The sequence below is a fragment of the uncultured Pontibacter sp. genome, assembly GCF_947499215.1.
GTDB lineage: Bacteria > Bacteroidota > Bacteroidia > Cytophagales > Hymenobacteraceae > Pontibacter.
This window is the reverse complement of sequence record NZ_CANMNI010000001.1, coordinates 266,677-292,241: the sequence shown is the minus strand read 5'-3', so window position 1 is coordinate 292,241 and position 25,565 is coordinate 266,677. Positions and strand designations below refer to the sequence as shown.

Annotated in this window: 23 protein-coding genes and 1 tRNA gene; 9 read left to right on the top strand and 15 right to left on the bottom strand. The window is 48.5% G+C overall.

What is annotated here, in order from left to right:
• The first annotated feature begins 86 nt into the window (after nucleotides 1–86).
• Together Q1A04_RS01290 and Q1A04_RS01285 are read left to right on the top strand one after the other, a co-directional pair.
• Nucleotides 87–767 carry a site-2 protease family protein gene (locus Q1A04_RS01290; RefSeq protein WP_299700120.1) on the top strand — a complete coding sequence of 227 codons (681 nt, stop codon included), beginning with the start codon at nucleotides 87–89 and terminating at the stop codon, nucleotides 765–767.
• Between the two features lie 81 nt (nucleotides 768–848).
• On the top strand, nucleotides 849–1,463 hold the full coding sequence (locus Q1A04_RS01285; RefSeq protein WP_299700117.1) for a MarC family protein: 615 nt from the start codon (nucleotides 849–851) through the stop codon (nucleotides 1,461–1,463).
• An 89-nt stretch (nucleotides 1,464–1,552) separates the two neighbouring features.
• On the opposite strand, the gene Q1A04_RS01280 is transcribed toward Q1A04_RS01285, so the two are convergent.
• The 5 genes from Q1A04_RS01280 to Q1A04_RS01260 form a co-directional block, all read right to left on the bottom strand.
• Nucleotides 1,553–2,800: a GTP-binding protein gene (locus Q1A04_RS01280; RefSeq protein WP_299700114.1), complete on the bottom strand. Its 1,248-nt coding sequence runs from the start codon at nucleotides 2,798–2,800 to the stop codon at nucleotides 1,553–1,555.
• A 3-nt stretch (nucleotides 2,801–2,803) separates the two neighbouring features.
• Nucleotides 2,804–3,709 carry a sulfate adenylyltransferase subunit CysD gene (gene cysD, locus Q1A04_RS01275; protein WP_299700111.1) on the bottom strand — a complete coding sequence of 302 codons (906 nt, stop codon included), beginning with the start codon at nucleotides 3,707–3,709 and terminating at the stop codon, nucleotides 2,804–2,806.
• Nucleotides 3,710–3,716: 7 nt separating this feature from the next.
• Nucleotides 3,717–4,433 (bottom strand): phosphoadenylyl-sulfate reductase, encoded by a 717-nt coding sequence (locus Q1A04_RS01270; protein WP_299700108.1) that lies wholly within the window; start codon nucleotides 4,431–4,433, stop codon nucleotides 3,717–3,719.
• On the bottom strand, nucleotides 4,399–4,689 hold the full coding sequence (locus Q1A04_RS01265) for a DUF2061 domain-containing protein (protein WP_299700105.1): 291 nt from the start codon (nucleotides 4,687–4,689) through the stop codon (nucleotides 4,399–4,401). The genes Q1A04_RS01270 and Q1A04_RS01265 overlap by 35 nt, the downstream gene beginning before the upstream one ends.
• Before the next feature lie 109 nt (nucleotides 4,690–4,798).
• Nucleotides 4,799–5,215, bottom strand: a complete 417-nt coding sequence (locus Q1A04_RS01260; RefSeq protein WP_299700102.1) for an Rrf2 family transcriptional regulator — start codon at nucleotides 5,213–5,215, stop codon at nucleotides 4,799–4,801.
• 218 nt (nucleotides 5,216–5,433) lie between these two features.
• Here Q1A04_RS01260 and Q1A04_RS01255 point away from each other — a divergent pair, with 218 nt between their 5' ends.
• Nucleotides 5,434–5,817 carry a hypothetical protein gene (locus tag Q1A04_RS01255; protein WP_299700100.1) on the top strand — a complete coding sequence of 128 codons (384 nt, stop codon included), beginning with the start codon at nucleotides 5,434–5,436 and terminating at the stop codon, nucleotides 5,815–5,817.
• Between the two features lie 69 nt (nucleotides 5,818–5,886).
• Here the strand turns inward: Q1A04_RS01255 and Q1A04_RS01250 are convergent, their stop codons facing one another.
• The 3 genes from Q1A04_RS01250 to purL all read right to left on the bottom strand — a co-directional run bounded on the left by Q1A04_RS01250 (nucleotide 5,887) and on the right by purL (nucleotide 11,649).
• Nucleotides 5,887–7,149: an MFS transporter gene (locus tag Q1A04_RS01250; protein WP_299700097.1), complete on the bottom strand. Its 1,263-nt coding sequence runs from the start codon at nucleotides 7,147–7,149 to the stop codon at nucleotides 5,887–5,889.
• A gap of 70 nt (nucleotides 7,150–7,219) precedes the next feature.
• Entirely contained in the window at nucleotides 7,220–7,786 is a 567-nt protein-coding gene (locus Q1A04_RS01245; RefSeq protein ID WP_299700094.1) for a Crp/Fnr family transcriptional regulator, read from the bottom strand.
• A 179-nt stretch (nucleotides 7,787–7,965) separates the two neighbouring features.
• The gene (gene purL / locus Q1A04_RS01240) at nucleotides 7,966–11,649 is read right to left on the bottom strand and encodes a phosphoribosylformylglycinamidine synthase (protein ID WP_299700091.1); all 3,684 of its coding nucleotides are present in this window, start codon (nucleotides 11,647–11,649) and stop codon (nucleotides 7,966–7,968) included.
• A gap of 343 nt (nucleotides 11,650–11,992) precedes the next feature.
• On the opposite strand from purL, the gene Q1A04_RS01235 reads away from it, so the two are divergent.
• On the top strand, nucleotides 11,993–12,277 hold the full coding sequence (locus Q1A04_RS01235; RefSeq protein ID WP_299700088.1) for a hypothetical protein: 285 nt from the start codon (nucleotides 11,993–11,995) through the stop codon (nucleotides 12,275–12,277).
• 36 nt (nucleotides 12,278–12,313) lie between these two features.
• Here the strand turns inward: Q1A04_RS01235 and Q1A04_RS01230 are convergent, their stop codons facing one another.
• The 4 genes from Q1A04_RS01230 to Q1A04_RS01215 form a co-directional block, all read right to left on the bottom strand.
• Entirely contained in the window at nucleotides 12,314–13,315 is a 1,002-nt protein-coding gene (locus tag Q1A04_RS01230; RefSeq protein ID WP_299700085.1) for an endonuclease/exonuclease/phosphatase family protein, read from the bottom strand.
• 106 nt (nucleotides 13,316–13,421) lie between these two features.
• Nucleotides 13,422–13,493: transfer RNA gene (locus Q1A04_RS01225), tRNA-Glu, on the bottom strand.
• Between the two features lie 150 nt (nucleotides 13,494–13,643).
• Complete coding sequence (locus tag Q1A04_RS01220) at nucleotides 13,644–16,064, bottom strand: ABC transporter permease (protein ID WP_299700082.1); 2,421 nt, start codon at nucleotides 16,062–16,064, stop codon at nucleotides 13,644–13,646.
• A 12-nt stretch (nucleotides 16,065–16,076) separates the two neighbouring features.
• Complete coding sequence (locus Q1A04_RS01215) at nucleotides 16,077–16,784, bottom strand: ABC transporter ATP-binding protein (RefSeq protein WP_299700079.1); 708 nt, start codon at nucleotides 16,782–16,784, stop codon at nucleotides 16,077–16,079.
• A 249-nt stretch (nucleotides 16,785–17,033) separates the two neighbouring features.
• Here Q1A04_RS01215 and Q1A04_RS01210 point away from each other — a divergent pair, with 249 nt between their 5' ends.
• Nucleotides 17,034–18,422, top strand: coding sequence for a sigma-54 dependent transcriptional regulator (locus tag Q1A04_RS01210; protein ID WP_299700077.1), 1,389 nt, complete (start codon nucleotides 17,034–17,036; stop codon nucleotides 18,420–18,422).
• On the top strand, nucleotides 18,412–19,770 hold the full coding sequence (locus Q1A04_RS01205) for an ATP-binding protein (RefSeq protein WP_299700075.1): 1,359 nt from the start codon (nucleotides 18,412–18,414) through the stop codon (nucleotides 19,768–19,770). Before Q1A04_RS01210 ends, Q1A04_RS01205 begins: the two co-directional genes overlap by 11 nt.
• Before the next feature lie 33 nt (nucleotides 19,771–19,803).
• Here Q1A04_RS01205 and Q1A04_RS01200 read toward each other — a convergent pair whose 3' ends face one another.
• Entirely contained in the window at nucleotides 19,804–20,667 is an 864-nt protein-coding gene (locus tag Q1A04_RS01200; protein WP_299700073.1) for an SDR family oxidoreductase, read from the bottom strand.
• Between the two features lie 184 nt (nucleotides 20,668–20,851).
• Between Q1A04_RS01200 and Q1A04_RS01195 the strand changes: the two genes are divergently transcribed.
• Nucleotides 20,852–22,171: a DUF5103 domain-containing protein gene (locus Q1A04_RS01195; protein WP_299700071.1), complete on the top strand. Its 1,320-nt coding sequence runs from the start codon at nucleotides 20,852–20,854 to the stop codon at nucleotides 22,169–22,171.
• Nucleotides 22,172–22,489: 318 nt separating this feature from the next.
• On the opposite strand, the gene ychF is transcribed toward Q1A04_RS01195, so the two are convergent.
• Both ychF and Q1A04_RS01185 read right to left on the bottom strand, forming a co-directional pair.
• Complete coding sequence (ychF, locus tag Q1A04_RS01190) at nucleotides 22,490–23,587, bottom strand: redox-regulated ATPase YchF (protein ID WP_299700069.1); 1,098 nt, start codon at nucleotides 23,585–23,587, stop codon at nucleotides 22,490–22,492.
• A 132-nt stretch (nucleotides 23,588–23,719) separates the two neighbouring features.
• On the bottom strand, nucleotides 23,720–24,076 hold the full coding sequence (locus Q1A04_RS01185) for a DUF3276 family protein (protein ID WP_299700067.1): 357 nt from the start codon (nucleotides 24,074–24,076) through the stop codon (nucleotides 23,720–23,722).
• Nucleotides 24,077–24,223: 147 nt separating this feature from the next.
• Here Q1A04_RS01185 and Q1A04_RS01180 point away from each other — a divergent pair, with 147 nt between their 5' ends.
• Nucleotides 24,224–24,637 carry a septal ring lytic transglycosylase RlpA family protein gene (locus tag Q1A04_RS01180; RefSeq protein WP_299700064.1) on the top strand — a complete coding sequence of 138 codons (414 nt, stop codon included), beginning with the start codon at nucleotides 24,224–24,226 and terminating at the stop codon, nucleotides 24,635–24,637.
• 12 nt (nucleotides 24,638–24,649) lie between these two features.
• Nucleotides 24,650–25,561 carry a DUF58 domain-containing protein gene (locus tag Q1A04_RS01175; RefSeq protein ID WP_299700061.1) on the top strand — a complete coding sequence of 304 codons (912 nt, stop codon included), beginning with the start codon at nucleotides 24,650–24,652 and terminating at the stop codon, nucleotides 25,559–25,561.
• Nucleotides 25,562–25,565: the final 4 nt, after the last annotated feature.

The window sequence follows — 25,565 nt, the reverse complement described above, 5'->3', positions numbered from 1 at the left end:
TAAGCTGCATGCTAGACGGAACATCGTTTTTATTGCAGCTAAAAAGGAACCGACAACTCAATTCTCAGGAATCGTAACAGAGTGTTATGTTTGGACTACAAGATATTCCGAAGTTCTTTTTAGCCTTTTTCATTGTGCTTCCCGTCATCTCTTTTCTACATGAATTGGGGCATGTGTTTTTTGCATGGCTCATGGGAGGCAAAAACATAAAAGTTATCATCGGCAGCGGAAGACTATTATTTCGAATAGGGATAATCGAAGTGCGCCAGTATTACTTTTGGTATGGCTTCTGTTCGTTCGATAATCTAAAACGCAGACAACGCCTTTCCAATATTCTCATTTTCGCAGGTGGTTCCCTGTTCAATGCTATTGCGGCGGTTATTGTAATTCACCTGATAGAGAACGATATGCTGGAGGCGACTATTTTTACCTATCAGTTCACATACTTCTCCTTGTACTACATCTTTTTTGCACTGCTGCCGATGCCATACCCTGACGGAAACTCCAGCGATGGTAAAATCATCCTAGACCTGATCAGGAACAAAAAAGCTGTCGAAGATAACATTTACCGTGTTCGGTGGAATGAGGATAAGAAGCAGTGGTGTGTACTAGACCATGATAAAAAGCTGGTGCAGGCATTTGAGGATGAGGAAGATGCGCTTGCCAAAGCACACGAAGTGGCGCAAAATAACCGCCCAAGTCGTTTGCTTAATAGTAAAAATGGAAAAGAGGTAGAAATTCGTCAGTATCCGAAAGTGCCATTGTGAGAAGGGGGCAAGGGGAAATAAACTTATATCTATCTGTAGAGTGCCCCGTAACAGATAGCAGATAAACCCAAAAAAGAATCTATGATCGCAGCAATATTTAGCTTTCTTGTAATGCTGAATCCCTTTGCCCTCTTCCTTTACCTGAAGCCTATTATGCAGGACCTGTCAGATGCGGATTTCCGCTCTGTTTTTTTGAAAGCTTCTGTGATTTCTTTCTCCATATTTTTGGTATTCCTCCTTTTTGGCGACATGGTTTTTCAGAAAGTATTTCGGATCAACTTTGAGTCATTCAGGATTTTTGGTGGTATAGTACTGTTTTCATTTGCTTATATTTTTATCGTACAGGGGAAGAAAGCCTTTATTCAGATCAAAGGGGATTTGCACGATCTGGCCTCAGAAATTGCGTTGCCTTTTATGGTCGGGGCCGGTACTATCTCACTCACTGTTCTGATGTCTGAACGGTTGGTACTATGGCAGGGAGTGCTGGCGCTGGCTATCATTGTGCTTACGAACTATGCTGTTATCATGGGGTTAAAGCAGATACGCAACAGCATGCACTCCAAAAAAGTCAGGCTGGCATTTGACAAGAACATGGAGCTGCTTTTGCGCATCAACGGATTTTTCCTCGGCGCTATTGGTGTCGATATGGTGGTGACAGGGGTAAGCAATCTTATACTTGCGCATGTGGAGGTATAAAGCCGAGGCTAAGTTTGGTGACAAGAAATAAAAGAGGGAGGGTGAGACAGGCAATACTGTCTCACCCTCCCTCTTTTATTATACCTGTACTAGTTAATGAGCCCTACACCAACTGTCGCGTTTGTCTGCTCATCAATGAGGATGAAAGAGCCGTTGGCTTTGTTAACGGCGAAGGCGTCATAGAAGATTTCTTTCGCCGTTCTCAGTTGCACAGTGGCGATTTCGTTCAGCTTTAGTTCGCTTATATCAGCTTGCCTATCTAGCGTAACCACATCTACCAAATTGGAGAGCGCGCTTATTTTGGCTTTGGCAACATTTACACCATGCTGCACGAGGTAAGTGCCACCCACGCGCAGCGGTTTCTTGTCCATCCAGCAGACGGTGGCCTCCAGTTGCCTGCTCTGCTGCGGCAGCTGATTAAGCGGCACGATCATATCGCCGCGGCTAATATCGACGTCATCCTGCAATAATAGACTGATGGATTCCTTGGCCTGCGCAGCCTCTATTTCGCGACCAAACTTCTCGATCTTGGCAATGGTGGTTTCCTGTCCGCTTGGCAGTACGACCACCCGCTCTCCTTTGCGCAGCAGACCGCTGGCTACTTTCCCCGCATAGGCGCGGTAATCGTGGAATTCCTCTGACTTCGGCCGTACGACATATTGCACCGGAAAACGACCTGCCTCTTCCGACAGCTGCTGCTCCAGTGGCACTTGCTCCAGTAAGCTGAGCAAAGGAGCGCCTTCATACCAAGGCATGTGCTCTGACGGGTTCAAAAGGTTTCCTCCGTATAGCGAAGACACCGGTATAAAGCTTATTTCCTGTCCTCCGAATCGCACCTGCTCGGCAAAAGCCATGAACTCAGATTTAATTTCCTCGAAGGTTTGTTGCGTGTAGCCCACAAGGTCCATCTTGTTCACGCAAACGATCACTTTAGGTATACGCAACAGGCAGGAGATGTAAAAGTGCCGGAATGTCTGCTCTACCACACCATTGCGGGCGTCTACCAAAATCATGGAGACATTGGCGTTGGAGGCACCGGTGACCATGTTGCGGGTATACTCAAAGTGCCCCGGCGTGTCGGCGATGATGAACTTGCGCTTGGGGGTGGAGAAGTAGATGTGAGCCACGTCAATGGTGATGCCCTGTTCCCGCTCCGCTATCAGGCCGTCAGTAAGGAGTGACAGGTCCACATAGTCCAATCCTTTCTTTTTGCTGCTGGCCTCAATCGCCTGCAGCTTATCGGTGGTGATCGAATTGGTCTCGAACAGGAGTCGGCCGATCAGGGTGCTTTTCCCATCATCCACACTTCCCGCGGTTGCTATTTTTAGAACGTCCATACCTTAAAAATATCCTGATTGCTTTCTTTTTTCCATGGCTGCCTCAGAGCGCTTGTCGTCTATGCGGGCGCCCCGCTCTGATACCGTGGCACTCAATATCTCATCGATGATGTCATCAATCTCAACGGCTGTGGACTCTACAGCAGCTGTGCAGGTCATATCGCCAACCGTTCTGAAGCGAACTATTCGTGTGTTTATAGGTTCGTCTTCTGTAACCGTCATAAAAGCTGAATAGGGGAGGATCTGCCCGTCACGCTCAAAAGTCTCACGTTCGTGTGCGTAGTAAATGGAAGGTATAGCCAGCTGCTCTTCTTTGATGTAGTTCCATACATCCAGCTCCGTCCAGTTGCTTATCGGGAAGACGCGCACATTCTCGCCCAGATGTATTCTGCCATTCAGCATGTCGAACAGTTCCGGTCGCTGCTTTTTAGCATCCCATTGGCCGAAGTCGTTGCGTACTGAGAAAATCCGCTCCTTGGCGCGGGCCTTTTCTTCGTCTCGTCGGGCGCCGCCGATGCAGGCGTCAAAGCCAAACTCTTCAATTGCATCGAGCAGCGTGACGGTTTGCAATACATTCCGGCTGGCATATTTTCCGGTTTCCTCCACCACTTTTTGCTGGTCGATGCTGTCCTGCACGTAGCGCACGATCAGTTCCAGACCCAGCTCTTCCACCAGCTGATTCCTAAAACGGATGGTTTCCTCAAAGTTGTGACCCGTGTCGACGTGTAGCAGGGGGAATGGTATTTTTGCCGGGTAAAACGCCTTTTGGGCAAGCCTCACCAGTGTAATGGAGTCTTTTCCGCCGGAAAACAGTAGCACGGGTTTCTCGAACTGAGCGGCAACCTCGCGGATGATGTAAATCGCTTCGTCTTCTAATTCGGTAGGAAATACTTCAGTATGTATAGCCATAGCGTTGTTATTTTTGAAAGTAATTGGCATGCAGACCGCACTCTTTCTGGGTCTGTTCCCACCACCACCTGCCAGCGCGCGGCTCTTCGCCCGGAAGAATCGCTCTGGTGCAGGGAGCGCAGCCTATGCTGATGAAACCCTGATCATGCAGCTTATTGTAAGGGACATCATGCTCCTGTAGATAAGAGACCATCTCGTCAAATGACCAGTTGATGATCGGGTTGAATTTGATCACCTGAAAAGCCTCGTCCCACTCCAACAGATTGAAATTGCTGCGGTTGGCGCTCTGTCCAGAACGCAGTCCGGTTACCCAAACATCCACCTCCTGCAGCGCTCTTGTAAGCGGAAGCACTTTGCGCACATGGCAGCAGGCTTTGCGGTTTTCGACAGAATTATAGAAACCGTTTATTCCGTTTTCAGTAACAAATGCCTCCACGGCAGGGGCTTCTGGAAAGAAGGGGACAATTTTGCTTTGATACTTTCGCTCTGTCTCACTCCAAAGAGTATAGGTTTCCTGAAACAAGCGTCCGGTATCGAGCGAGAAGATTCTGATGGGAATTTTTTCGGAAAAGATGGCGTGCGTGATCACTTGGTCTTCCTGACCCAGCGCGGTGGAAAAAGCAACTCTACCGGGGAATTTACCTGCCAACCATGCTAAGGAGTCGGATAGCGACAGGCCTGCCAATTCTTCAAGCAGCGACGGTATTTGATTTTTTAAGTTCATTGGCTTCGTTTTTTACTGTGAATCGTTCCCAAACCCGTTCGTGAACATAATAGAGCAGGATTTTGCTAAACACTTCAATAGAGCCAATCGAAAAAGCCATTTTCAGCTCTCCGGTGATCAGGTAAGAAATAACAATCGTATCGAATGTGCCTAAGATTCGCCAAGAAACAGCCTTGGCAACACTCTTGAATTTACTGTCCTTCTTTGGGTCGGCCCCTTTGCTGAAAGCTTTCTGAAGATGTTGGTCTAGTAGCATGGTTCTGCTTTGAGCTTCAAAAGTATGCAAAGTCTACCAACTTTGTAGGGTAATGAGCCAAAAAAAATCAAAATTTACTATATAAGATATTTAGCAAGCTGTGAGACAGTTACTTTTGCTTGATAAGGTCGGAGAGGGTTTTGTTTTCGACAACCCCCAAGGTTTGATCACGAACCTGACACATAATGATGTGCATGTTGCAAGTAGCCTCGTCGGGACAATCGGAGCACTTTTCGTAATAATTAAGGCTCACGCAAGGCAGCCAAGCTATCGGTCCGTTTAGTAGGCGGATTATTTTGGCAAGCGTGATTTCTTCGGGTTTTTTGATGAGGTAGTAGCCGCCACCCTTGCCTTTTTTGCTGCCCAAGATGCCTGCTTTCTTCAATTCCAGTAGGATGTTTTCCAGAAACTTGTGGGAGATGTTTTTATTGGAAGCGATTTCTTGGATAAGTACGGCACCTCTCTCTTGATTTTCCGCCAAGTAAGAAAGTGCATGGAAAGCATATTTCGTCTTTTTCGACAACATCTGTTCGGGCTCTTGAAGACTGTTTTAAATAATTTTGCCGATAAGGATAAGGCTGCCATGCAAAACTAAGAAGTATTTCAACAAGATGGTGCTTAAAGTTGGCATAAGAAGGGATTCAGACAGGTTGACTAAGGTATAGTTTAAAGTTAGCAAGTAGCTCGATGCAACTACGGTATTCAATTGTGGGTCACCTATTTGAAAACCATACCACAACCAATATGAAAACCTTAACCTACCTCTACCTGCCCCTTTTGCTTATTTTACTAGTATCCTGTGATAAGCAGGAGGATGCTTCGCCGGAATCCAAAGTTCTTGAGATCACTATGAATCAGAGATCCTATACTAAATCACCCCAAGAAATCGCCGTGTTGATCCAGAAACCTAATCCGTGCTATGCCATCAGCAAGGTAGAGAAGAAAGTTTCAGGGATGACCTACAGCTACAACATTGTAATTGAAGATAGAAGTCAGGTCTGCGCTGCAGTAATGGCGGAAGAAACTGTGCATGTGCTATTCGACCCATCAACGAGCGGGGACTATACCTTGAAATTCCTGATCAATGGGAAACTGGCTGAAACACGCCAAGTTACTGTAATAGAGTAAAAACGTAAAAAATCGTTTAAAGCCCGAGTAGAATGTTATACTCAGGCTTTTGTTTTATGGATACCTCGTTCAGACGGGTGCATGTTTGGTGCCACCTGCAAGGTGATCGGCAACTTTCAAGTACCTTTCGTCAGCGCAGTGCATCCTGTAGAAGATGATTCCCGCAGATAGGAAGGTTAGTATTCCGATAAACAGGATGGACGCATTGATGCTTATAAGGTCTGCGATGATGCCTGTCAGAATGGCACCGATGGCATAACCCAAGTCACGCCAGAGTCGGAAGATGCCGATGCTTTGCGCCCTGTCCTGCGGGTGCGTGAACTCCGCCACGGTAGCCAGAAAGGTAGGGTATACCATTGCCGTACCCCAGCCGAGCACAGAGGAGAGTGCCACGAAGTGCCACATGGAGGTGGCCCAAACCAGCGCCACCAGCGCCACGGCTTGCAGCAGCATACCGATGAAGAGCATGTTCTTCTTGCAGAACACGTCCGCCATCTTTCCCGTGAACAGTTGACCAAGTCCCCACACGGCAGGGTATACAGCGGTAACGATACCGATCTGCTCCAACGTAAAACCCCTGCCCGCCAGCATAATCGGGAAGATACCCCACGCCATGCCATCGTTCAGGTTGTTAATCAGACCTGCCTGAGTCACAGATCCTAAGTTTTTATCTTTCCAAGTCGTGTCCCAAAAGATGCTTTTCAGCTTTGGGACGTTACTTGTAGTAGTTTCCTTGGCGACATGGTGCTTGGTGTCCTTAATCAGGAAAATACTGCCGAACAGTCCGAGTATCACCAGTCCAATGCCGAGATAGAAGGGGTATGGTCTGATACCGTATTCACCTGCTATCCAGCCTGTCAGGAAGGCAACTATAGCCACCGAGAGATAGCCGGCGAACTCGTTCAATCCCATGGCAAAGCCACGTTGTTTTTCACCCACAAGGTCGATCTTCATCACTACCGTGCTTGACCACGCTAAGCCTTGGTTGATGCCCAGCAGCACGTTGGCCGCGATTATCCAGTTCCAGTCCGGCGCGAACATGAGCATGAACGGGATGGGAATGCCTACTACCCAGCCAGCCACCAGCAGATTTTTTCTGCCGAATCGGTTTGCCAAGGCACCTGTGTAGTAGTTGGTGATGGCTTTGACGATGCCGAATACGATGATGAAGGAAAGGATAGCCGTTTTGGCTGCGATGGCGAATTCCTGTTCTGCTATCTGCGGGAGGATGGAGCGCTCCAAGCCGACCATACCGCCCACAAAGCCGTTGATGATAACCAGCAGCGTAAACTGCCGCCAGTTCTCTTTCAGTCCAAGCTTTATATGTTCCATAGTATCCTTTTGTGTATAATTACAAAGGTACCTTGGATATAAAAGGGAGCATTTTACATATGTTAAATAATCATTTCTTCGCTCTGATGCGGCTTAGGCTTACCTGTGTGATACCCAGATAGGAAGCGATATGTTTTAGGGGGATGCGCTGCAGCACCTCAGGTGATTCAGCGACCAGCGCGTTGTAACGCTCCTCAGCGGTGTGGAATTGAATGCTTTCCAATCGGTTTACCAGATTCACATAATCTGCTTCGAATATCTTCCTGAACAATCTTTCGATCTCTGGGAACTTGTCATAAAGTTGGAAAAGCCTATTGGCATCTATGGCGACCAATTCCGCATCTTCCACTACTTGTATGCCCTTTCGAGACGGTCTTCCGCTAAATAGACTCTCCACCCTTGCGATGATGGCGTTCTCGAACTCAAAACTCTCAGTTACGTCCACTCCGTCCTTGTAATAATAAATACGGGCTATACCTTTCACCATGAAGTAAATGGTCTTGCAAGTGTGCCCGATAGGTTGGAGGTCTTTGTTTTTGGGAAGTGATATCTCTGTTGATATTTCAGCAATGGCATGTTGAGCCGCAGGGGATATGCGGTGAACGGTATCGAAGTACTCAAACATTCTATCTTTCATATAGCTGCAACAGGAAAAAGGCAATAGTCACTAGCGTGCCTATTCAATACGACAGGTGCTAACGAAGAAGCCTTCCTGTTTAGGAACCAGACCGGGCTGTAATTCTTAAACAGAAAGGCTTCGACTTATAGCATTCTTAAACTATGGTTGTGTCAGGCAACCGTATTATCTCGTTTCTATTATTTGCCGTTAGCCTCCAGCCACTTTCTTGCATTTACGAAGGCTTCCATCCAAGGAGATACTTCATCCTGACGGCCTTTAGGATAATGCGCCCACTGCCACTGCAGAAGCGAGCGCTCGATGTGTGGCATCATCACTAAGTGGCGACCCGTTTCATCGCAAAGCATGGCCGTGTTGTAGTCAGAGCCGTTCGGGCAGGCCGGATAGGTATCATACCCGTATTTGGAAACGATTTGGTATTTGTCCTCCAGATGTGGGAAGCTAAAGCGACCTTCGCCATGGGATACCCAAACACCCAGCGTGCAGCCGGCTAAGCTGGAAAGCATAACCGATTTATTCTCCTGTATGGTCAGGGAGGTAAAGATGCTTTCGTGTTTCTGGCTTAGGTTGTGGTGCATTTTCGGCTTCTTGTCGTGGTCCATGTTGATGAGGCCGAGCTCCACAAACAGCTGGCAACCGTTGCATATACCTACCGATAAGGTGTCTTCCCGCTTAAAGAAGTTCTCAATGGCATTCTTTGCCTTCTCGTTATACATAAAGGCACCAGCCCATCCTTTAGCAGAGCCCAGTACATCGGAGTTGGAGAAGCCTCCCACAGCCCCGATGAAGCGGATATCTTCCAGTGTCTCTCTTCCGGAGATCAGGTCGGTCATGTGCACATCTTTCACGTCGAAGCCAGCCAAGTACATGGCATTGGCCATTTCACGCTCCGAGTTACTTCCTTTCTCTCGGATGATAGCCGCCTTAATTCTTGGTTTGGAACTATCGATAGCCGGCTTTTTGCCGTCAAATCCCTCGGGGAACTTGTAAATCAGTTCGTGCTTCTTGTAGTTCTCGAAACGATCTTTGGCGTTTTGCGGACCACTTTGCTTGATGTCGAGCAGGTAAGAGGTCTTAAACCAAGTATCACGCAACTGCGCAATATCGAAGCTGTAAGCATCATCACCGTTTTTCAGCTCCAAAGAAGCACTAGCAGTGCTGGTACCTATTTTGTGGAACGGTACATTGTTCGCTTTCAACGTTTCTTCTACTTCTGCTGGAGCCTGAAACACCACGCCGATGTTTTCCGCGAACAGCACCTTCATGCTATCCACTTCACCTAGCGATGTCAGATCAATAGATGCGCCTAAGTTATTGTCTGCAAAGCACATCTCGAGCAGGGTTGTGATCAAACCACCACTGCCAATGTCATGGCCTGCGGCAATTTTACCTTCTTTGATAAGCTGCTGTAGAGTATTGAAGGCATTCTTGAACAGCCCCGCGTCGGAAATATCAGGGGTTTCGTTGCCGATTTTGTTTACTACCTGTGCAAAAGAAGAACCGCCCAGTTTGAAGGCATCATTCGATAGGTTGATGTAGTAAATATTTCCTCCATCACGCTGCAGTACCGGCTCCACCACTTGGCGCACGTTGCTGCAATTTCCTGCTGCTGATATAATTACTGTGCCCGGCGCAATTACGTCCTCGTCCTTGTACTTTTGCTTCATGGACAGCGAGTCCTTGCCTGTCGGGATATTGATGCCTAAAGCAATCGCGAAATCAGAGCAGGCCTCCACCGCTTTGTACAGTCGGGCGTCTTCCCCTCCGTTCTTAGCGGCCCACATCCAGTTGGCTGAAAGCGATACGCTTTGCAAACCGTCTTTTAACGGAGCCCAAACGATGTTTGATAAAGACTCGCCGATGGCATTGCGGCTGCCCGCTGCCGGATTGATCAGGGCTGAGATAGGGGAATGCCCAATGGAAGTGGCTATACCTTCCTTGCCCTGAAAGTCAAGTGCCATCACACCGCAGTTGTTTAGCGGCAATTGCAGCGGACCGGCGCATTGTTGTTTCGCCACACGGCCACCCACGCAACGGTCTACTTTGTTTGTAAGCCAGTCTTTACAAGCAACGGCTTCCAGTTGCAGCACCTGCTCGAGGTAAGTATGCAGTTGGCTTTGATCGTAGGTTACCGGCTGGTAGGATCTGTCTACTGTTTTGTCGTTCATCACCACTTTAGGCGAGCTGCCGAACATGTCGCTTAGCTCCAAGTCCATCGGTTTCTGACCCGTGGTGGCTGATTCGAAGGTAAAGCGGTGGTCGCCGGTTACGTCGCCTACGGTGTACATCGGCGCACGTTCTCGGTCCGCTATCTTTTGGAGGGTGGCAATGTCGTCTTCGCCGATTACCAATCCCATACGCTCCTGCGACTCGTTGCCTATAATCTCTTTGGCCGATAGGGTAGGGTCACCTACAGGCAATTTGTCAAGGTCTATTTTACCGCCTGTTTCTTCCACCAGTTCCGAAAGGCAGTTCAAGTGGCCGCCGGCACCGTGGTCGTGAATCGAAACAATCGGGTTATGCTCGCTCTCCACCATACCGCGTATGGCGTTGGCGGCACGTTTCTGCATCTCGGGGTTAGAGCGCTGGATCGCGTTCAACTCAATGCCTGTGCCATGCTCGCCGGTATCGGCAGAAGAGACGGCGGCACCGCCCATACCAATGCGGTAATTCTCGCCGCCCAAGATCACAATTTTATCGCCGGTTTTCGGATGCTTTTTCAACGCTTGGTTCGCTTTGCCATAGCCTACGCCACCAGCCAGCATAATCACTTTGTCGTAGCCCAGTTTACGTGGTGATTCTAATTCATCCGATTTCTCGTCATGTTCGAAGGTTAGCACAGAACCCGTTATGAGCGGCTGCCCGAACTTGTTGCCAAAATCAGTGGCACCGTTAGAGGCCTTGATCAGGATATCCATTGGTGTCTGGTACAGCCATTTTCTTTCCTGTGTGGCCTTTTCCCATGGGCGGTCTTTTTCAAGGCGCGACAAGGCGGTCATATACACCGCTGTGCCGGCAAGCGGAAGCGCTCCCTGTCCACCGGCCAGTCGGTCCCGAATCTCACCACCAGACCCTGTAGCGGCTCCGTTAAAGGGCTCTACCGTAGTCGGGAAGTTATGCGTTTCCGCTTTGATCGAAATAACCGATTCGAAATCACTCACTTGATAAAAGTCAGGTATATCAGCACGTTTCGGTGCAAACTGCTGCACCACCGGCCCTTTAATAAAGGCCACGTTATCTTTGTAGGCCGAAACGATGTCGTTCGGATTTTTTTCGGATGTTTTGCGAATCAGTTTGAACAGCGAGCTCTCTTTCTCCTCGCCATCGATCACGAATTTGCCATTAAAAATCTTGTGGCGGCAGTGCTCAGAGTTCACCTGCGAGAATCCGAACACTTCGGAGTCAGTAAGCTGTCTGCCCAGTCTTTCAGCCAGTTGGTTTAGGTAGTCCACTTCCTCTTCGCTCAGCGACAGGCCTTCCTGTTTGTTGTAGGCTGCAATATCCTCAACGGGCTGCACAGGCTCGGGCTGAATAGCAATCGTGTAGATTTCCTGATCCAAACTGCTGTACTTTTGAGAAAGCATTGGGTCGAAATTCGTGAAATCTTCTGCAACGATTTTAAACTCTTCAATGCGGATGATCCCTTCGATCCCCATGTTTTGGGTGATTTCCACCGCATTGGTACTCCAAGGCGTCACCATGGCAGCACGTGGACCAACAAAAAAGCCACTCAGCGCAGTTTCCTGCTTTAGAGTGGCGTTGCCGAATAACCATTCCAGTTTTTGGATGTCGGTATCGTTTAGTTCCCGCTCGGTTTGTACGGCGTAAACTGTATAAGGCTGATTAAAAAAGAAGTGAAGCATGCTTATTTTTTATTTCTAGCTACAAAGTTAAGGTTTAAATATAATTATAGAATAGGTGAGGGCAGGTATGTAGGCAATTCTATTTGTCTTGTGCTGAAATTGACGCTAACCAGATGAAATGTCTAGCAGATGCATGGTTTAATTAATAGAAAGGTGTAGTGGATTTATAAAGTTATATCATCCCAAGAGATTCTATAGAGTATGGTCATCCCAATTACATATCTGAGCCGATTGGCTCTGTGTTTAAGAGGCTTAGAAATCAACCGTAAATTGTAAGTGTTATAAAATGAACCATATATGTTACAGTAGTCGTAGACAACTACTGTATATAAAATATGAGACTATGAAAACACTTACACATAAATCAATTTTACACTTTTGTATCATGCTGCTTCTCCCGCTAATGCTTAGCTGCTCAGCCCTAACTGGAAGCGGCAGAATGTCTGATGACCCGGCAGTGGCAGCGCAGCAACGAGAAGTAGAACAGTTAGAACGAGAAGTGCTTGAGGCGCAGCGTTTAGCAGAAGAAGCGCAGCAACGCGAGAAAGCTGCAAAAAACAGGTTAAAGGCAGCCGAGCATGAACTTAAAGCACTGCAGGAACAGGCTAAAAGGAGAAGTGAATACTAATTCACCTCTATACCTGCTGTTGCGCAAACTATCTGGTTATTCCGTAAGTGCCAGTTCAACATATATAGGGAAATGATCTGATCCAAACTTGGGAAGTTTTTGCAAGTTTAGCACCTTAAATTCATCGGACACATAGATGTGGTCCAGCGGCCACCTCATGATATAGGAAGTAGCATCAAAGGAATTGTACAGCCCGCGCCCGATGCGTATGTCACCAAGTTTACTGTCGGTACCAAATAAGCGGGATGTATTAGACCAAGCGACATCATTAAAATCTCCAGCTACCACCGTCGGTAATTGCCTTTGCTTCACCATTACGCCTACCTTAAGGAGTTCTACTTCTTCTTCTCCAATATTATCCGGGTGCTTGCTAGGCTTGGGTGGTACCGGGTGCATCGCATGTAAGACAAAAGATGCTTTGCCGGAGATATTTACCTCCGTGTGTATAGAAGGGACCTGCTCGTGTTTTAAGAATTTTACCTGCGAGTTATGCAGCGGCAGTTTGGAATATAGTGCCATTCCATACGTGTTGTCCAGCGGGTAAACCACTTTGTGCGGATAAATTTTATGAAGAGGGGAAAGGCGTTCTATCCACCAACTGTTTGTCACCATCACCAGCACGATGTCTGGATCTGCATCGTACACGATTTTCAGGAAGTCAGCTACCTGCTTATTTTTCATCCAGACATTAGCAACCAACAGGCTAAAGGTTTGACTGCTTTCCGCTGAAGCGGGGGGCAAGGTTTCTACTACCTCACTTGCTAATCTGGTATATGGGAATACAAAATGGGTTTGCAGGGCAATAGAGCTAATCAACCCAGCCATAAATAAATAAGCTGGGAGCTTCCACCGGTTATTTACCGCCACAAATAGGATAAGTGAGAGGAGAAGGCCAACCAACACCTGCACTCTGGGAAAATCCAGTGCTTTCAGATACCAGAACCGAACGTCGTAAATCAGCGACAGCAATGTAATCAGAATCATTAGTGTGCCAGACACTAACGAAAAGTAAAAGCCTAGTTTTTTTGCTGTCTCCATGGTATACTTTCATACGCTTATGAGGAAGTGTGCAGCTAGGATTTAATTAAAAGGGGAAGTTATGGAATCAAAAAAGCCGCTCCAGTCTTATCTGAAGCGGCTTTTGTAGTCCGTAGGGGAATCGAACCCCTGTTGCCAGAATGAAAATCTGGAGTCCTAACCCCTAGACGAACGGACCATTCTGTCGAATTGTGATGCAAATATAGCGGGTAGCTTTTATTTTGCAAAACCTTGACTCGCTTTTTAGTCAAAAAAATGGGCCTGCTGTGCTAAGTAGCTCATTTTGAATCTGAAAATTTCGATTTAAGAGGGTAAGTTTCTCGAATAATTACTCTGTCTTGAGCGAATAAACCGGATTTGCCATAGCGGCCCGAATGGCTTGTGAACTCATGGTGACTAATGCGATGAACAGCGTGGCGGCTCCGGCCAGCAGAAATGGCATATAGCTTATACTGATACGGTAAGCGAACTGCTGCAGCCAATGGGACATAATATACCACGCAATGGGCGTCGACAGCAGGAAGGCGACCAGCACCAACTTCACAAACTCTTTGGAAAAGAGCATTACGATTTGGAAAACCGAAGCACCCAGTACCTTGCGTATGCCGATCTCTTTGGTGCGCTGTGCTGCCATAAAAGCAATCAATCCATAAAGCCCCAAGCAGCCTATTAAGATAGCGATGAAGGAAAATACTTTGAACAAGGTACTCTGCTGGGCCTCGTTGCGGTAGAATCGGTTTATTACTTCATCAAGAAACTCATAATTGAAGACAGTTTCCGGGTAAGCTTGATACCAAACCTGTTCTAAGTGTGCTAGCGCTTCTTGCTCTTGTTGCATGTCCACTTTGGCCATCAAGAACAAATAGTTGTCGTGGGTTGGTACCATGATAGCCGGATCGATGACGGACCGGAGGGAGTGCTGATGAAAATCCTCTACCACCCCCACGATGATGGCTTTCTGCCGACCGCCGCTTAGGGCAATGTTTTTACCTATGGCCTCTTCGGGACTCTGCAATTCGAGTTTGCGGCGCAGGGTCTCATTGATAAGCACAGGCATAATGGAGTCACGGGCATACTCCTCATCTCTGTACATACGACCCGCAAGTAGCTTAATATCGAATAGCTCTAAGTAATGTTCATCAGTGTATTTAAGATTGGCTTGGAAAGGAGCGTCCTCCAAAGCGGTGCCGAATCGAAAACTGGTGAGGGATATGATTTCGGAGGAGGGAGGCGCTATTCCAAATGATACATTGCTCACGGCCGGACTGCTGATTATTTGTTGGCGCAAGGCTTTCAAATTGCCGACCCCACTGCTCGGTAGCCACAAAGACACGATAGCGTCTCTATCAAAGCCTAGGTCTTTATTTCTGAAATACTGCATTTGCTCATTTGCAATGAGCGTGCAGATAATCAACACTTGGCAAATGGTGAACTGCAACACCACCAGTGAACGGCGCAAGGGGAGACCGCCCACCTGCTGTACTGACATGCGACTATGCAGAGCTTTGATAGGTTGGAAACGCGCCAATAAAAACGCAGGGTAGAGGCCGGCAAAGAGCGTGACAAATAGCACCTGCAACGCCAAAAAAAGACGGAGCCCCGGTTGATGCAAAATGCTGAAAGTTATTTGTAGACCGAGTAAATCGTTCAGGTATGGCAAAGCCAGTTCTGTGAGCATAACAGACAGCAGTGAAGCCAGCAGCGTGATCAGGAAGGTCTCGCCTAAAAACTGCAGCATGATCTGCCAAGGATTACTACCCATGACTTTGCGTATACCGATTTCTTTCGCCCTTCTCGCTGCCTGAGCCGTGGCTAGATTGATAAAGTTGATACAGGCGGTGATAACAAGCAGCAGCCCTATCAGCGCCATGGACCAGATCACTTCTTTGGATATTGTCCGCTGCGAGTAATTACCATATTTTGGATTAAAATGAATATCACGAAGGGGTTGTAGTACGATCTGTTCGCCGGTAGATCGCTGGTCAGGCATGTGCCGGTGCACCGTACGATTTGCTTGCTTGGTGATGTTTTTTATATCTGGATTAGCTGGCAGTAGGGCATATGCGGTGTGATTACTGTGCAAGACATGCCATGTTTTCAGATCAAAGGATAGAAAGTTTTTAAGGGATGCGTAAGAAATTAACTGCACAAAAGGGAAGTCAGTTGTGACGGGAAAGTCAGGTATGACAGCCCCCACTGTGAGAAGCAGTTCATTATTAAAAGTCACGGTTTTACCCACCGCATTTTCGCTAGGGAAATACCTGTCTGCCAAACTGCTGGTTAGCACGATCACATTCGGCTCACGCAACAAACGGCGCAGATCCTGACCACCCGTATCAAAATCAAAAATCTCAAAGAACTCTGGCTCCACAAAAGCCACAAGGCCTTCGTCACGGAAGTGCTTTGGTTCATGGCCGCTCCTGCCATCAACGGTTATCTGACCACCTTCCTCCACGTGTATTTGGGTGATGTTCTCAAAACCGGGGTTGTTCTTGCGAAGCAAGGGTGTGGCTGGGAAGTGTATAGAAGTCGTTTGAATGGTGCCATCGCCGTAATCCGCATCAATGTTCAGGCGGTAGATACGGTCTGCTTTGCTGTGGAAGGCGTCATAGCTAAGCTCGTACTGTATAACCAGAAAAAGCAGGACACTGCAGGTAATGCCCATTGCTAAGCCCAGCACATTGAGTGCGCTGTAAGTCCGGTTGCGGAGCAACGAGCGAAGGGCGGTATGGAAGTACAGCTTCAGCATGACATTTGCGGCTTAAAGGATATTCGATATGGCTGTGTTAGCGCGCTCCGTTACAACCTGTCCGTCGAAGATGTTGATGATACGGTATGCGTACTCGGAGTCGGTCGGGGAGTGTGTTACCATGACAATAGTGGCGCCTTCGCTGTTCAACTCGGCCAGCAGTTGCATTACCTCGCGTCCGTGCTGCGAGTCGAGGTTGCCGGTAGGTTCATCTGCCAGTATCAGATGCGGGCGTGCCACTACTGCGCGGGCAATAGCCACCCGCTGCTGCTGTCCGCCTGAGAGCTGCTGCGGGAAGTGACCATGCCGATGGGACATGCCAATACGTTCTAAGGCCTCTTTTGTCTTGGCTTTAATTTCCGCCTGTGGCAGGCCCTGATAGAAAAGTGGCAGTTCGATGTTTTCCTGCACAGTCAGTTCATCTATCAGATTGAAGCTTTGAAAAACGAAGCCCAAGTTTTCCTTTCGCAGTCTGGCACGCTTCCGTTCTGAAGCATTTGTAACGTCCTGATCTAGAAAGCGCAAGATGCCTCCCGATGGAAGATCCAGTAAGCCCAATATGTTAAGTAAGGTAGTTTTACCGCAACCTGAAGGTCCCATGATGGCAACAAACTCGCCCTGCACGATGCGCAGATCCACACCAGCCAAAGCTGTTGTTTCTACAGTGTCCGTCAGGTACTTTTTCTCCAGCTGGACGGTTTCGATAATGATTTTCTTCATGGTCGTTTGGTGTACTAGCTAGCTTAGTAAGAGGGTTATTCTACACTGATAGCTATACCTGTGCCATTTTCGTCAGGCCACTTTGCAGGCTTTAAGAGGTATAGCAAAACCCAAAGCTGTCCACGCATGGACACCACCTGTCCAAAAATGGACAGGTATAGAAGCGATTTTGGTTAAAATATCTTAAATTAACCTTTAAATCTGACTGGCATCATTTTTCTACCTGTCTGCTGACTTACCTCAACTGCAATGGAACAGAACCTTGGGAAAATACTGGTGATTGACGACAACGAAGACGTTCTGTTTTCGGCAAAGATGCTGCTTCGCAAGTATGCGAAGGAAGTCACCATGGAAAAGAATCCGAAGAAGATCCCTTTTCTGGTTTCCAATGAGGAGTTTGACATCATCCTGCTGGACATGAATTTTAGTCAGGACATTACGAGCGGACAGGAGGGGTTTTATTGGCTCAAAGAGATTCTGAAATATGACCCTTCAGCCGTGGTGGTGATGATAACGGCCTTTGGGGATGTGGAGATGGCCGTGCGTGCTCTTAAAGAGGGCGCGACCGACTTTGTGCTGAAACCTTGGCAGAATGAGAAGCTGCTAGCCACGCTGACCGCCGCCTCCAAACTGCGCCATTCCTACAAAGAAGTAACCCAGCTTAAAGAGGTCAATCGTACTCTTAGCGCCGAACTGCAAACGCAGCAGCCTGTGATAACCGGCGATAGCCGTGCGATGCGCAGTTTGTTTTCCATTATTGACAAAGTAGCCAAGACCGATGCCGATATTCTGCTGCTGGGCGAGAACGGCACCGGGAAGGAAGTGATTGCCCGCACCATACACCAGCGCTCTGCCCGTGCCGATAAAGTGTTTGTGACAGTGGATATGGGCGCCATCACAGAGTCTTTGTTTGAGAGTGAGCTGTTCGGTCATAAGAAAGGAGCCTTTACAGATGCCCGTGAGGACCGGGTGGGGCGTTTTGAGGCCGCTAACGGCGGCACGCTTTTCTTGGACGAGATCGGTAATCTGTCGCCTGCCCTGCAAAGTAAGCTGCTAACCGTGCTGCAGCGCCGCGAAGTGATTCGGGTGGGAACCAACAAACCCATCCCGATCGATGTGCGGCTGATCTGCGCTACCAACATGCCCCTGCAGGAAATGGTGCACCGTCATGAATTCCGCCAAGACCTCCTATACCGCATTAATACAGTTGAATTGAATCTGCCGCCGTTACGCGAACGCCTAGAGGACATTCCGTTATTCGCCGACCACTATCTTCAGGCATACGCCAAGAAGTATAAGCAGCCACTCAAGCGGCTCTCAGATGCGGCACTTGACAAGTTACGTCGCTATTCGTGGCCGGGCAATGTGCGGGAGCTGCAACATGTGCTCGAAAGAGCCTCTATTATGAGCGATAACCGGGAGCTGCAACCCGAGGATTTCTTCTTTATGAGCGATAAGCAGCCGGTTTCTTATGCTAATTCCGTGGCTGCTCCAGAAACACAGAACTTGGAGGACTTAGAGCGACAGGCCGTGCAAAGGGCGATGCAGCTACATGAGGGCAATATTTCAAAAGCCGCCAAAGAACTGGGGCTCTCTCGGGGTGCCCTGTACCGTAGACTGGAGAAATATGCGCTTTAATAACTATAGGCTGCAACTAGTGCTTCGGCTCGCACTGCTGTCGTTCACTGTTTTCTTGATTGCTATCATCGGACTTAACCCGACCTATCGTGGAACGTTCATTGGATTACTGCTGCTAGCGGTGCTACAAATAATTCTGTTGGTGCGTATCTATGAGCGGACCAACAAGCAGTTTCTGCAGTTCTTGAACGCGATACGCCACGACGACTTCACGGAACACATACCCGCTGCGGCGGGCGGTAAGTTACACCGCGAACTGGCCACGGGACTGAATGAGGTGATGTCGAAGTTCAGGGAAGTGCGGGCAGAAAAGGAGGCGCATCTGCATTACTTCGAAGCCATCGTACAGCATGTCGGTACAGGTATCCTTACGTACAAATCGGACGGTACTATTCTTTTGCTCAACAACGCAGCACGCAAACTGCTGCAGGTTGGCCAGTTGCATCAGGTACAGGAGCTTCAAACTGATTATCCAGACCTGTCAGGCAAGCTGCAGAACTTGGAACACGGTGAGAAGGCCTTGGTGCCGTTACGGCAGGGTGGGAGCGTGGCTAATCTGTCGGTGCAGGTAATTGAGTTGGTGATGCTCGGGGATAAAGTTAAACTGGCCTCCATTCAGAATATTCAGGGGGAGCTGGAGGATAAAGAAATGGAGGCTTGGCAGAACCTGATCAAGGTGCTTACGCATGAAATCATGAACTCCGTGACGCCCATCGCTTCGCTTTCTGCCAGCGCCGGCGATGAAATCAGCGGCTATGTGGAAGACACCACAACCGAAGAAATTACCGTGCTTCGGGATGAATTGCTCGACATACGACAATGCCTCCAGATTATCAGCCGCCGCAGCGATAGCCTCATCCATTTTGTGAATGACTTCCGAAACCTCACTCGCATCACGGTTCCAAACCCCACTAGGATCAATGTAGTGGAACTACTGCAGGAGATCAAGACGTTGTTGCGTGAACAACTGGCCGAACAACGAATCGATTTCAGGCTGGAGGTCTCCGCTGACAGTCTGTTGTTATCGGCAGATCGCGGCATGGTGGAACAGGTACTCATCAACCTGATCAAAAATGCAATGGAAGCGGTGCAGGAGAAGGAAACAAAACAGGTCGTGGTACGGGCATACTTGGATGAACGCAGCCGGGTGTGTATCGAAGTGGAGGACAACGGACAGGGTATGACGCCCGAGGCTACTTCCAAGATTTTCATTCCATTCTACACCACTAAACAGCATGGCTCAGGTATAGGCCTCAGCCTTTCAAGACAGATCATGCGCCTGCATAATGGTTCTATCTCCGTAAATTCCGCGCTGGACAAAGGCACTACGTTTATTCTCAGGTTTTGAGGAAAGATGAAAACGGAAGAGGTAATAGTTTTGTCAGTTGCTTAACGTTGTCTCCAGTTCAAAATATGTCTCCAGACTGTGTTGTCCGACGGCGGGAGCTACGCAGTCCACTTTACTGACAGCGACCATAAAAGCCAGTTTATCGTAAAGGCCTCGGCTTAACAACCTGACAAAAGGCAGCAGCGAGTCCACATATTCGAAAGGTATTTCAGGAAGACGGCCCGTATACCCAGCCGCTTCACACACCATTTGGGTAAGCTCCTGTCTGGTATAGGTACAGGGCCCGCCTATGGGGATTGTCTGGCTTGGTTGTCCGATATGATCCACCGCTATTTTTGCCACATCACCATCATAAACTGGGTTAACCAGCTTTTCGCCTATGTCTAACTGGCCGAATCTGCCACGGCGGGCCAGATTCATCATTTCCTCGAAGGCCGAAAAGAGCGCGACTGGTTGCAGGATGGTATAAGAAAGCCCACTTTGTTTAAGCGCTTTTTCGAAGTCGGCATGCGCCTTAAAATAAGCCAATCCCGGAAATTTGTCTACGCCAAAAGTCGAAATGTAAATAAACTGCTTCACGCCCGCTTGCTTCGCTTCTCCTAGCAGATTCAAATTTGCCTTATAGTCAATGTCATGAAAGGAGCCGTTTCCCTGATGACGCAGACTGACGCTCTTTCCCAAGGCTGAGATCACCACTTCAACACCTTCACAGCAGCCTTCCAAAGTACTGGGTTTAGTAGCGTCGGCCAATACAGCTTCCTCAGGATCTGGAAACAGGGCTTTTGCTTTTTTAGCACTGCGCGCCAACACACGCACATCAAATCCTTTGAGTTTCAGGTCCCGGAAGATGTGCTTCCCCAAGTGCCCCGTGGCCCCGGCCAGTAGAATTTTTTTCATAGAGAAGGGTCTGATGGTTTTGTGTTCATCCTTATACGGGATAAGCAATTGATTTGCAGTATATTGCAGGAAAAATACAATGCTCCGTTACGTAGTCCGACATGCTTTGTTTAAAAATTCATATCTTCGGCTATATGTTTGGCAGGCCCGGCGCAAGACAAGGGTCACTGGCTTATAAATTATTATGAAACTCAGACCATTCTATACTGCCTTTGCGGCTATGAGTCTTTGCCTCGGTATGGCAGCCTGCGTACCATTGGAGCAGCAGGGCTACGCTACCTCAGGCGCAGCGACGCAACAAACCGTCCGATACGAAGATTATGTATACGACCAGAGCATCCGCTCAGTGCAATGTTACCGAGCTACGGGCGGTCCCGAGGCGGTACTGGAGCCTGCCGTCATCTCACTCGGACAGGAGCAGCCGATCCTCTTGGAGTTTGACCGGTTGAATGCCGGTCCGCAGCGACTTGTAGCGAAGCTGGTGCACTGCAACGCTGACTGGACTCCTTCCGGCCTGAACGACGCACAGTACCTCAACGACTTCAATGAGTTCTTTATTACGGATGTGCAGAATTCTATCAACACGCGTGTGCCTTATGTGCACTATCGTTTTCGGGTGCCGCGCGTCAAACTTAGCGGTAATTATATTCTACAGGTGAGCGAGGAGGGGGGAAATCTGCTGTTGACGCGCCGCATACTGGTGTACCAAAATCTAGTGGCTGTTACGGCCAAACTGGGCGCCCCTACTGGACCTGAGGGGAAAGCCGCTCGCCAACCTGTTGAGTTCAATGTGTTTTATAAGGATTACGCTTTGGTGAACCCGGCGCAGGACGTAAAGGCCATTATGCGGCAGAACCACCGCTGGGACAATGCGAAGGTATATCCCAAACCAACTTTTGTTCGGGACGACCAGCGTCGCCTCGAGTACGTCTTCTTTGAAGCGCAGGATCACTTTTTGGGCCTGAGCGAGTACCGTCCTTTTGATACGCGTAGTATTCGATTTAAGGGCTTGGGTATAGAGCAAATTAATTTAGAGACTAATCCGATTGTGGTGGAGTTACAGTCTGACAAAAGCCGCGCCGAAATGGCATACAGCCAAGACCCGGATGTGGATGGCAAAATGCTGTATGGCAACCGTGAGTACGGCAACTCAATCGTGAACGCAGATTATACATGGGTTGATTTTGAGCTGTTGACAGGGGAGGAGCAGGGCACCGTGTACATACTGGGAGGTCTCACCGACTGGCAATTGAACGAAGATGCCCGCATGCGCTACGATCAGGAGCGGCAGGCCTATACCGGGCGCCTGCTTCTAAAACAGGGCTACTACAATTACCACTATGCCCTGAAGCGGGCCAACAGCCAAGCCGTAGATGCCAGTTATTTTGAGGGCAGTCACTTTGCCACCGGCAATACTTATGATATTCTAATCTACTACCGCCCGCCGGGCACCCGCGCTGACTTGCTGATTGGATATGACGAAATACTCTTTAACAGAAGATAAGTATACATTCGATATTTGTATCTGCTGTAAAATACCCAGAAATGGGTATTTCCAGTTCTACAAAGCGGAGTTACCTTTGAGTATGACAATAGCCTGATAGGATCTGATTTGGCGCTATCATAAACTTGTTTACGTTAGGGCAGAATCAGTGACTATCAGTGTCATAAATGCGGTGTTCCCATTTGCCGCAGGTATAGTGTACAGATGATTAGTTGGTTTGTGTTAAATACAGTTTTGTAGTTTTAGGTCCATTGTTTACAAACGAAAAAGGCGGGAAATCTCCCGCCTTTTCTCTTTATACTATCACTGTGTTATTTGCTACACATTAAATCGGAAGTGCATGATATCACCGTCCTGCACCACATAGTCTTTTCCTTCAACGGCCATCTTACCGGCTTCCTTGATTTTCGCTTCTGTCTTATACTCTTGGTAGTCTTTCAGCTTGATCACTTCGGCGCGGATAAATCCTTTTTCGAAGTCTGAGTGAATGACACCTGCAGCGGCAGGGGCTTTCCAGCCTTTGCCGATTGTCCAAGCGCGAACTTCTTTCACACCGGCGGTGAAGTAAGTGATCAGATCAAGCAATTCATAAGAGGCACGGATCAGCTTATTCAGACCAGACTCTTTCAAACCATACTCAGCCAAGAACATTTCTTTCTCTTCCGGATCGGTTAGTTCGGCGATCTGCGCTTCGATGGAGGCGGAGATGAGCACTACCTGTGCGTTCTCGTTTTTCACATGTTCAGCCAAGGCTTTTGAGAACTCGTTGCCATCGTTCATGGAGTTTTCGTCCACGTTAGCGGCATAGATCACTGGCTTGTCAGTGAGCAGGTTCAGTTCGCTAACTGTTTCTTTGTCATCCTCGGTAGCGTCTAAGCTGCGGGCATTAAGGCCCTGCTCGAGGTGGTTCTTATACTTCTCGAGTGAAGCCAGTTCTTTCTTCGCTTTGGCATCACCGGCTTTGGCCGAACGCTGTACCTTGATCATCATCTTTTCGATGGATTCTAGGTCTTTCAGCTGAAGCTCGGTGTCGATGATCTCTTTGTCGGAGATCGGGTCCACTTTACCGGCAACGTGTACGATGTTCGGGTCTTCGAAGCAGCGCACCACGTGAATGATGGCGTCCACCTCGCGGATGTTAGCCAAGAACTTGTTGCCCAGCCCTTCGCCTTTGCTGGCGCCTTTTACCAGACCGGCAATATCCACGAACTCAATTACGGTAGGCAGCACGCGCTGTGGATTTACCAGTTCTTCGAGTATCTGCAGACGCTCGTCAGGCACAGTGATCACACCCACGTTTGGCTCGATGGTACAGAAAGGGTAGTTGGCAGATTCTGCCTTAGCGTTAGAAATGGCGTTGAACAAAGTGGACTTGCCTACGTTTGGCAGTCCCACGATTCCGCATCTTAGTCCCATTTATCTTTATGTTGTTTTATATCAGGGCGCAAAGATACGAAAATTCGGCAAGTATAGGGCAGGGGTGTGGAGGATAAAAAAAGCCCATGCTGGAAACACGGGCTCTCAATCGCTAAACTAAAAACAGGGAGATTATTCCCACTTCAGTTCTTCATCGAAAGTCACTTCGGCGCTAGCCGCTACAACAGGGCGTTCCTCAGGCGCTGTCGGATTTTCGAGCGCGGCGAGTGCCTCTTCTGTCAAAAGTTCGGATTTAACGTGATCTATCGTGCCCTGCAGTGCTTCCATAAACTTCACGAAGTCCTCTTTGTAAAGGAAGATCTTGTGTTTCTCATAAGAGAACTCATCATCCTTAAACTTGCGCTTGCTCTCCGTGATCGTCACATAAAAGTCATTTGAGCGAGTTGATTTCACATCAAAGAAATACGTTCTCTTCCCTGCTCTTACCCTTTGGGAATAAATTTCTGCTTTTTCGTTGTTCTCTTCCACCGTGTTATAGACGTTAAATTCAACTTTATGAACCTAAAGCTAACATATTGTTCTGATATATAAAAATTTTTGAATTTAAAATTTAAGCTTTTGCTGCCCTCCTGAGAATAAATTCTATATTTGTCGTCGGACCAAATATAGTATAGCATGAATTTACTTTCTCTTATACTTATATTTCTATTCTCGTTTAACTCAAGCACTGCGCTTTACACCGCCGACGGCAAAGCTTCTTACTATGCGGATCGGATGCACGGTCATCGCACCGCCAACGGCGAACGCTACGACAAAACGCTACTAACAGCCGCACATGCCTCACTGCCCTTCAACACAATTGTGGAGGTTACCAATGCGCGCAATGGCAAATCGGTGATCGTGCGCATCAACGACCGTATGGCACATAGCCGCCATCGCATTATCGACCTCTCCAGAGCCGCCGCTCAGCAGATTGAGCTCATACGGGAAGGTGTGGCTGCTGTGCAAGTGCGGGAACTGCCGGATGACGGGCAACCAGAAATGGCAACTATCGTTTCTGAGATAGTGCCTTCGGGCAAGAAAAGATAATCTCGCTGTCCAATGAAGAAGCCGCTCACCCTTGCCGACATCCAGAAATTTGAGAACATGGAATTTCTGGCGAAGCAATTGGTGGAGGGTTTTATAACAGGCCTGCACCAGTCTCCTTACCACGGTTTTTCGGTTGAGTTCTCGGAACACCGGCTTTACAACAGCGGGGAGAGCACCCGCCACATCGACTGGAAGGTATACGCCCGTACCGACAAGCTCTTCGTGAAGCGCTTTGAGGAGGAGACCAACCTGCGCTGCCATCTCCTGCTAGACGTGTCTCCCTCCATGTACTACCCAATGGAAGGTCGGGGGAAGCTCACCTTCAGCGTGCTCTGTGCCGCTGCTTTGGCCACCCTGCTGCGCAAACAGCGCGATGCCGTCGGCTTGGTCACCTTTGCTGACACCATCCGGCAGCAGACGCCGGTACGCTCCACGGCCTCACACCTACACACGCTGTTACTGCTCTTGCAAAAGCAACTGGAGGAAGAACCCACCCGAGCTCAAACGGATGTGCCTAGCGTCATTCATCAGATTGCCCAGCAGATTCCGAAACGCTCACTGGTTGTTATTTTCAGCGACATGCTGGGACAGCACGAAAATAGCGATGCGATCTTTGCTGCGCTGCAGCACCTGAAGCACCAAAAGCACGAAGTTCTCATTTTCCATGTAATGGACCGCCGAACGGAAGAGGAGTTCGATTTCGCAGAACGGCCATACGTGTTTGTGGATGTGGAGACAGGGCAGGAGCTAAAACTGCAACCCTCACAGGTGAAGGACCATTACCGCCAAGCCGTCGCTAATTACAAGCGAGAGTTGGAGCTCAAATGCGGGCAGTACAAAATTGATTTTGTACCGGTTGACATCAGTGAACCGTTTGACAAGGTGCTGTACAGCTATTTAGTGAAGCGGGCGAAGGTGAAGTAGTGTG

Bases quoted from the DNA above. Each gene is read 5' to 3' on its own strand.
- Q1A04_RS01195 (WP_299700071.1), top strand. From the start codon at position 20,852: ATGAAACTCAGACCATTCTATACTGCCTTTGCGGCTATGAGTCTTTGC.
- purL (WP_299700091.1), bottom strand. From the start codon at position 11,649: ATGCTTCACTTCTTTTTTAATCAGCCTTATACAGTTTACGCCGTACAA.
- Q1A04_RS01210 (WP_299700077.1), top strand. From the start codon at position 17,034: ATGGAACAGAACCTTGGGAAAATACTGGTGATTGACGACAACGAAGAC.
- Q1A04_RS01280 (WP_299700114.1), bottom strand. From the start codon at position 2,800: ATGGACGTTCTAAAAATAGCAACCGCGGGAAGTGTGGATGATGGGAAA.
- Q1A04_RS01255 (WP_299700100.1), top strand. From the start codon at position 5,434: ATGAAAACCTTAACCTACCTCTACCTGCCCCTTTTGCTTATTTTACTA.
- Q1A04_RS01230 (WP_299700085.1), bottom strand. From the start codon at position 13,315: ATGGAGACAGCAAAAAAACTAGGCTTTTACTTTTCGTTAGTGTCTGGC.
- Q1A04_RS01270 (WP_299700108.1), bottom strand. From the start codon at position 4,433: ATGAACTTAAAAAATCAAATACCGTCGCTGCTTGAAGAATTGGCAGGC.
- Q1A04_RS01260 (WP_299700102.1), bottom strand. From the start codon at position 5,215: ATGTTGTCGAAAAAGACGAAATATGCTTTCCATGCACTTTCTTACTTG.
- Q1A04_RS01245 (WP_299700094.1), bottom strand. From the start codon at position 7,786: ATGAAAGATAGAATGTTTGAGTACTTCGATACCGTTCACCGCATATCC.
- Q1A04_RS01180 (WP_299700064.1), top strand. From the start codon at position 24,224: ATGAATTTACTTTCTCTTATACTTATATTTCTATTCTCGTTTAACTCA.
- Q1A04_RS01215 (WP_299700079.1), bottom strand. From the start codon at position 16,784: ATGAAGAAAATCATTATCGAAACCGTCCAGCTGGAGAAAAAGTACCTG.
- Q1A04_RS01235 (WP_299700088.1), top strand. From the start codon at position 11,993: ATGAAAACACTTACACATAAATCAATTTTACACTTTTGTATCATGCTG.
- Q1A04_RS01200 (WP_299700073.1), bottom strand. From the start codon at position 20,667: ATGAAAAAAATTCTACTGGCCGGGGCCACGGGGCACTTGGGGAAGCAC.
- Q1A04_RS01250 (WP_299700097.1), bottom strand. From the start codon at position 7,149: ATGGAACATATAAAGCTTGGACTGAAAGAGAACTGGCGGCAGTTTACG.
- Q1A04_RS01290 (WP_299700120.1), top strand. From the start codon at position 87: ATGTTTGGACTACAAGATATTCCGAAGTTCTTTTTAGCCTTTTTCATT.
- Q1A04_RS01220 (WP_299700082.1), bottom strand. From the start codon at position 16,064: ATGCTGAAGCTGTACTTCCATACCGCCCTTCGCTCGTTGCTCCGCAAC.
- Q1A04_RS01205 (WP_299700075.1), top strand. From the start codon at position 18,412: ATGCGCTTTAATAACTATAGGCTGCAACTAGTGCTTCGGCTCGCACTG.
- Q1A04_RS01265 (WP_299700105.1), bottom strand. From the start codon at position 4,689: ATGCTACTAGACCAACATCTTCAGAAAGCTTTCAGCAAAGGGGCCGAC.
- cysD (WP_299700111.1), bottom strand. From the start codon at position 3,709: ATGGCTATACATACTGAAGTATTTCCTACCGAATTAGAAGACGAAGCG.
- Q1A04_RS01175 (WP_299700061.1), top strand. From the start codon at position 24,650: ATGAAGAAGCCGCTCACCCTTGCCGACATCCAGAAATTTGAGAACATG.
- Q1A04_RS01285 (WP_299700117.1), top strand. From the start codon at position 849: ATGATCGCAGCAATATTTAGCTTTCTTGTAATGCTGAATCCCTTTGCC.
- ychF (WP_299700069.1), bottom strand. From the start codon at position 23,587: ATGGGACTAAGATGCGGAATCGTGGGACTGCCAAACGTAGGCAAGTCC.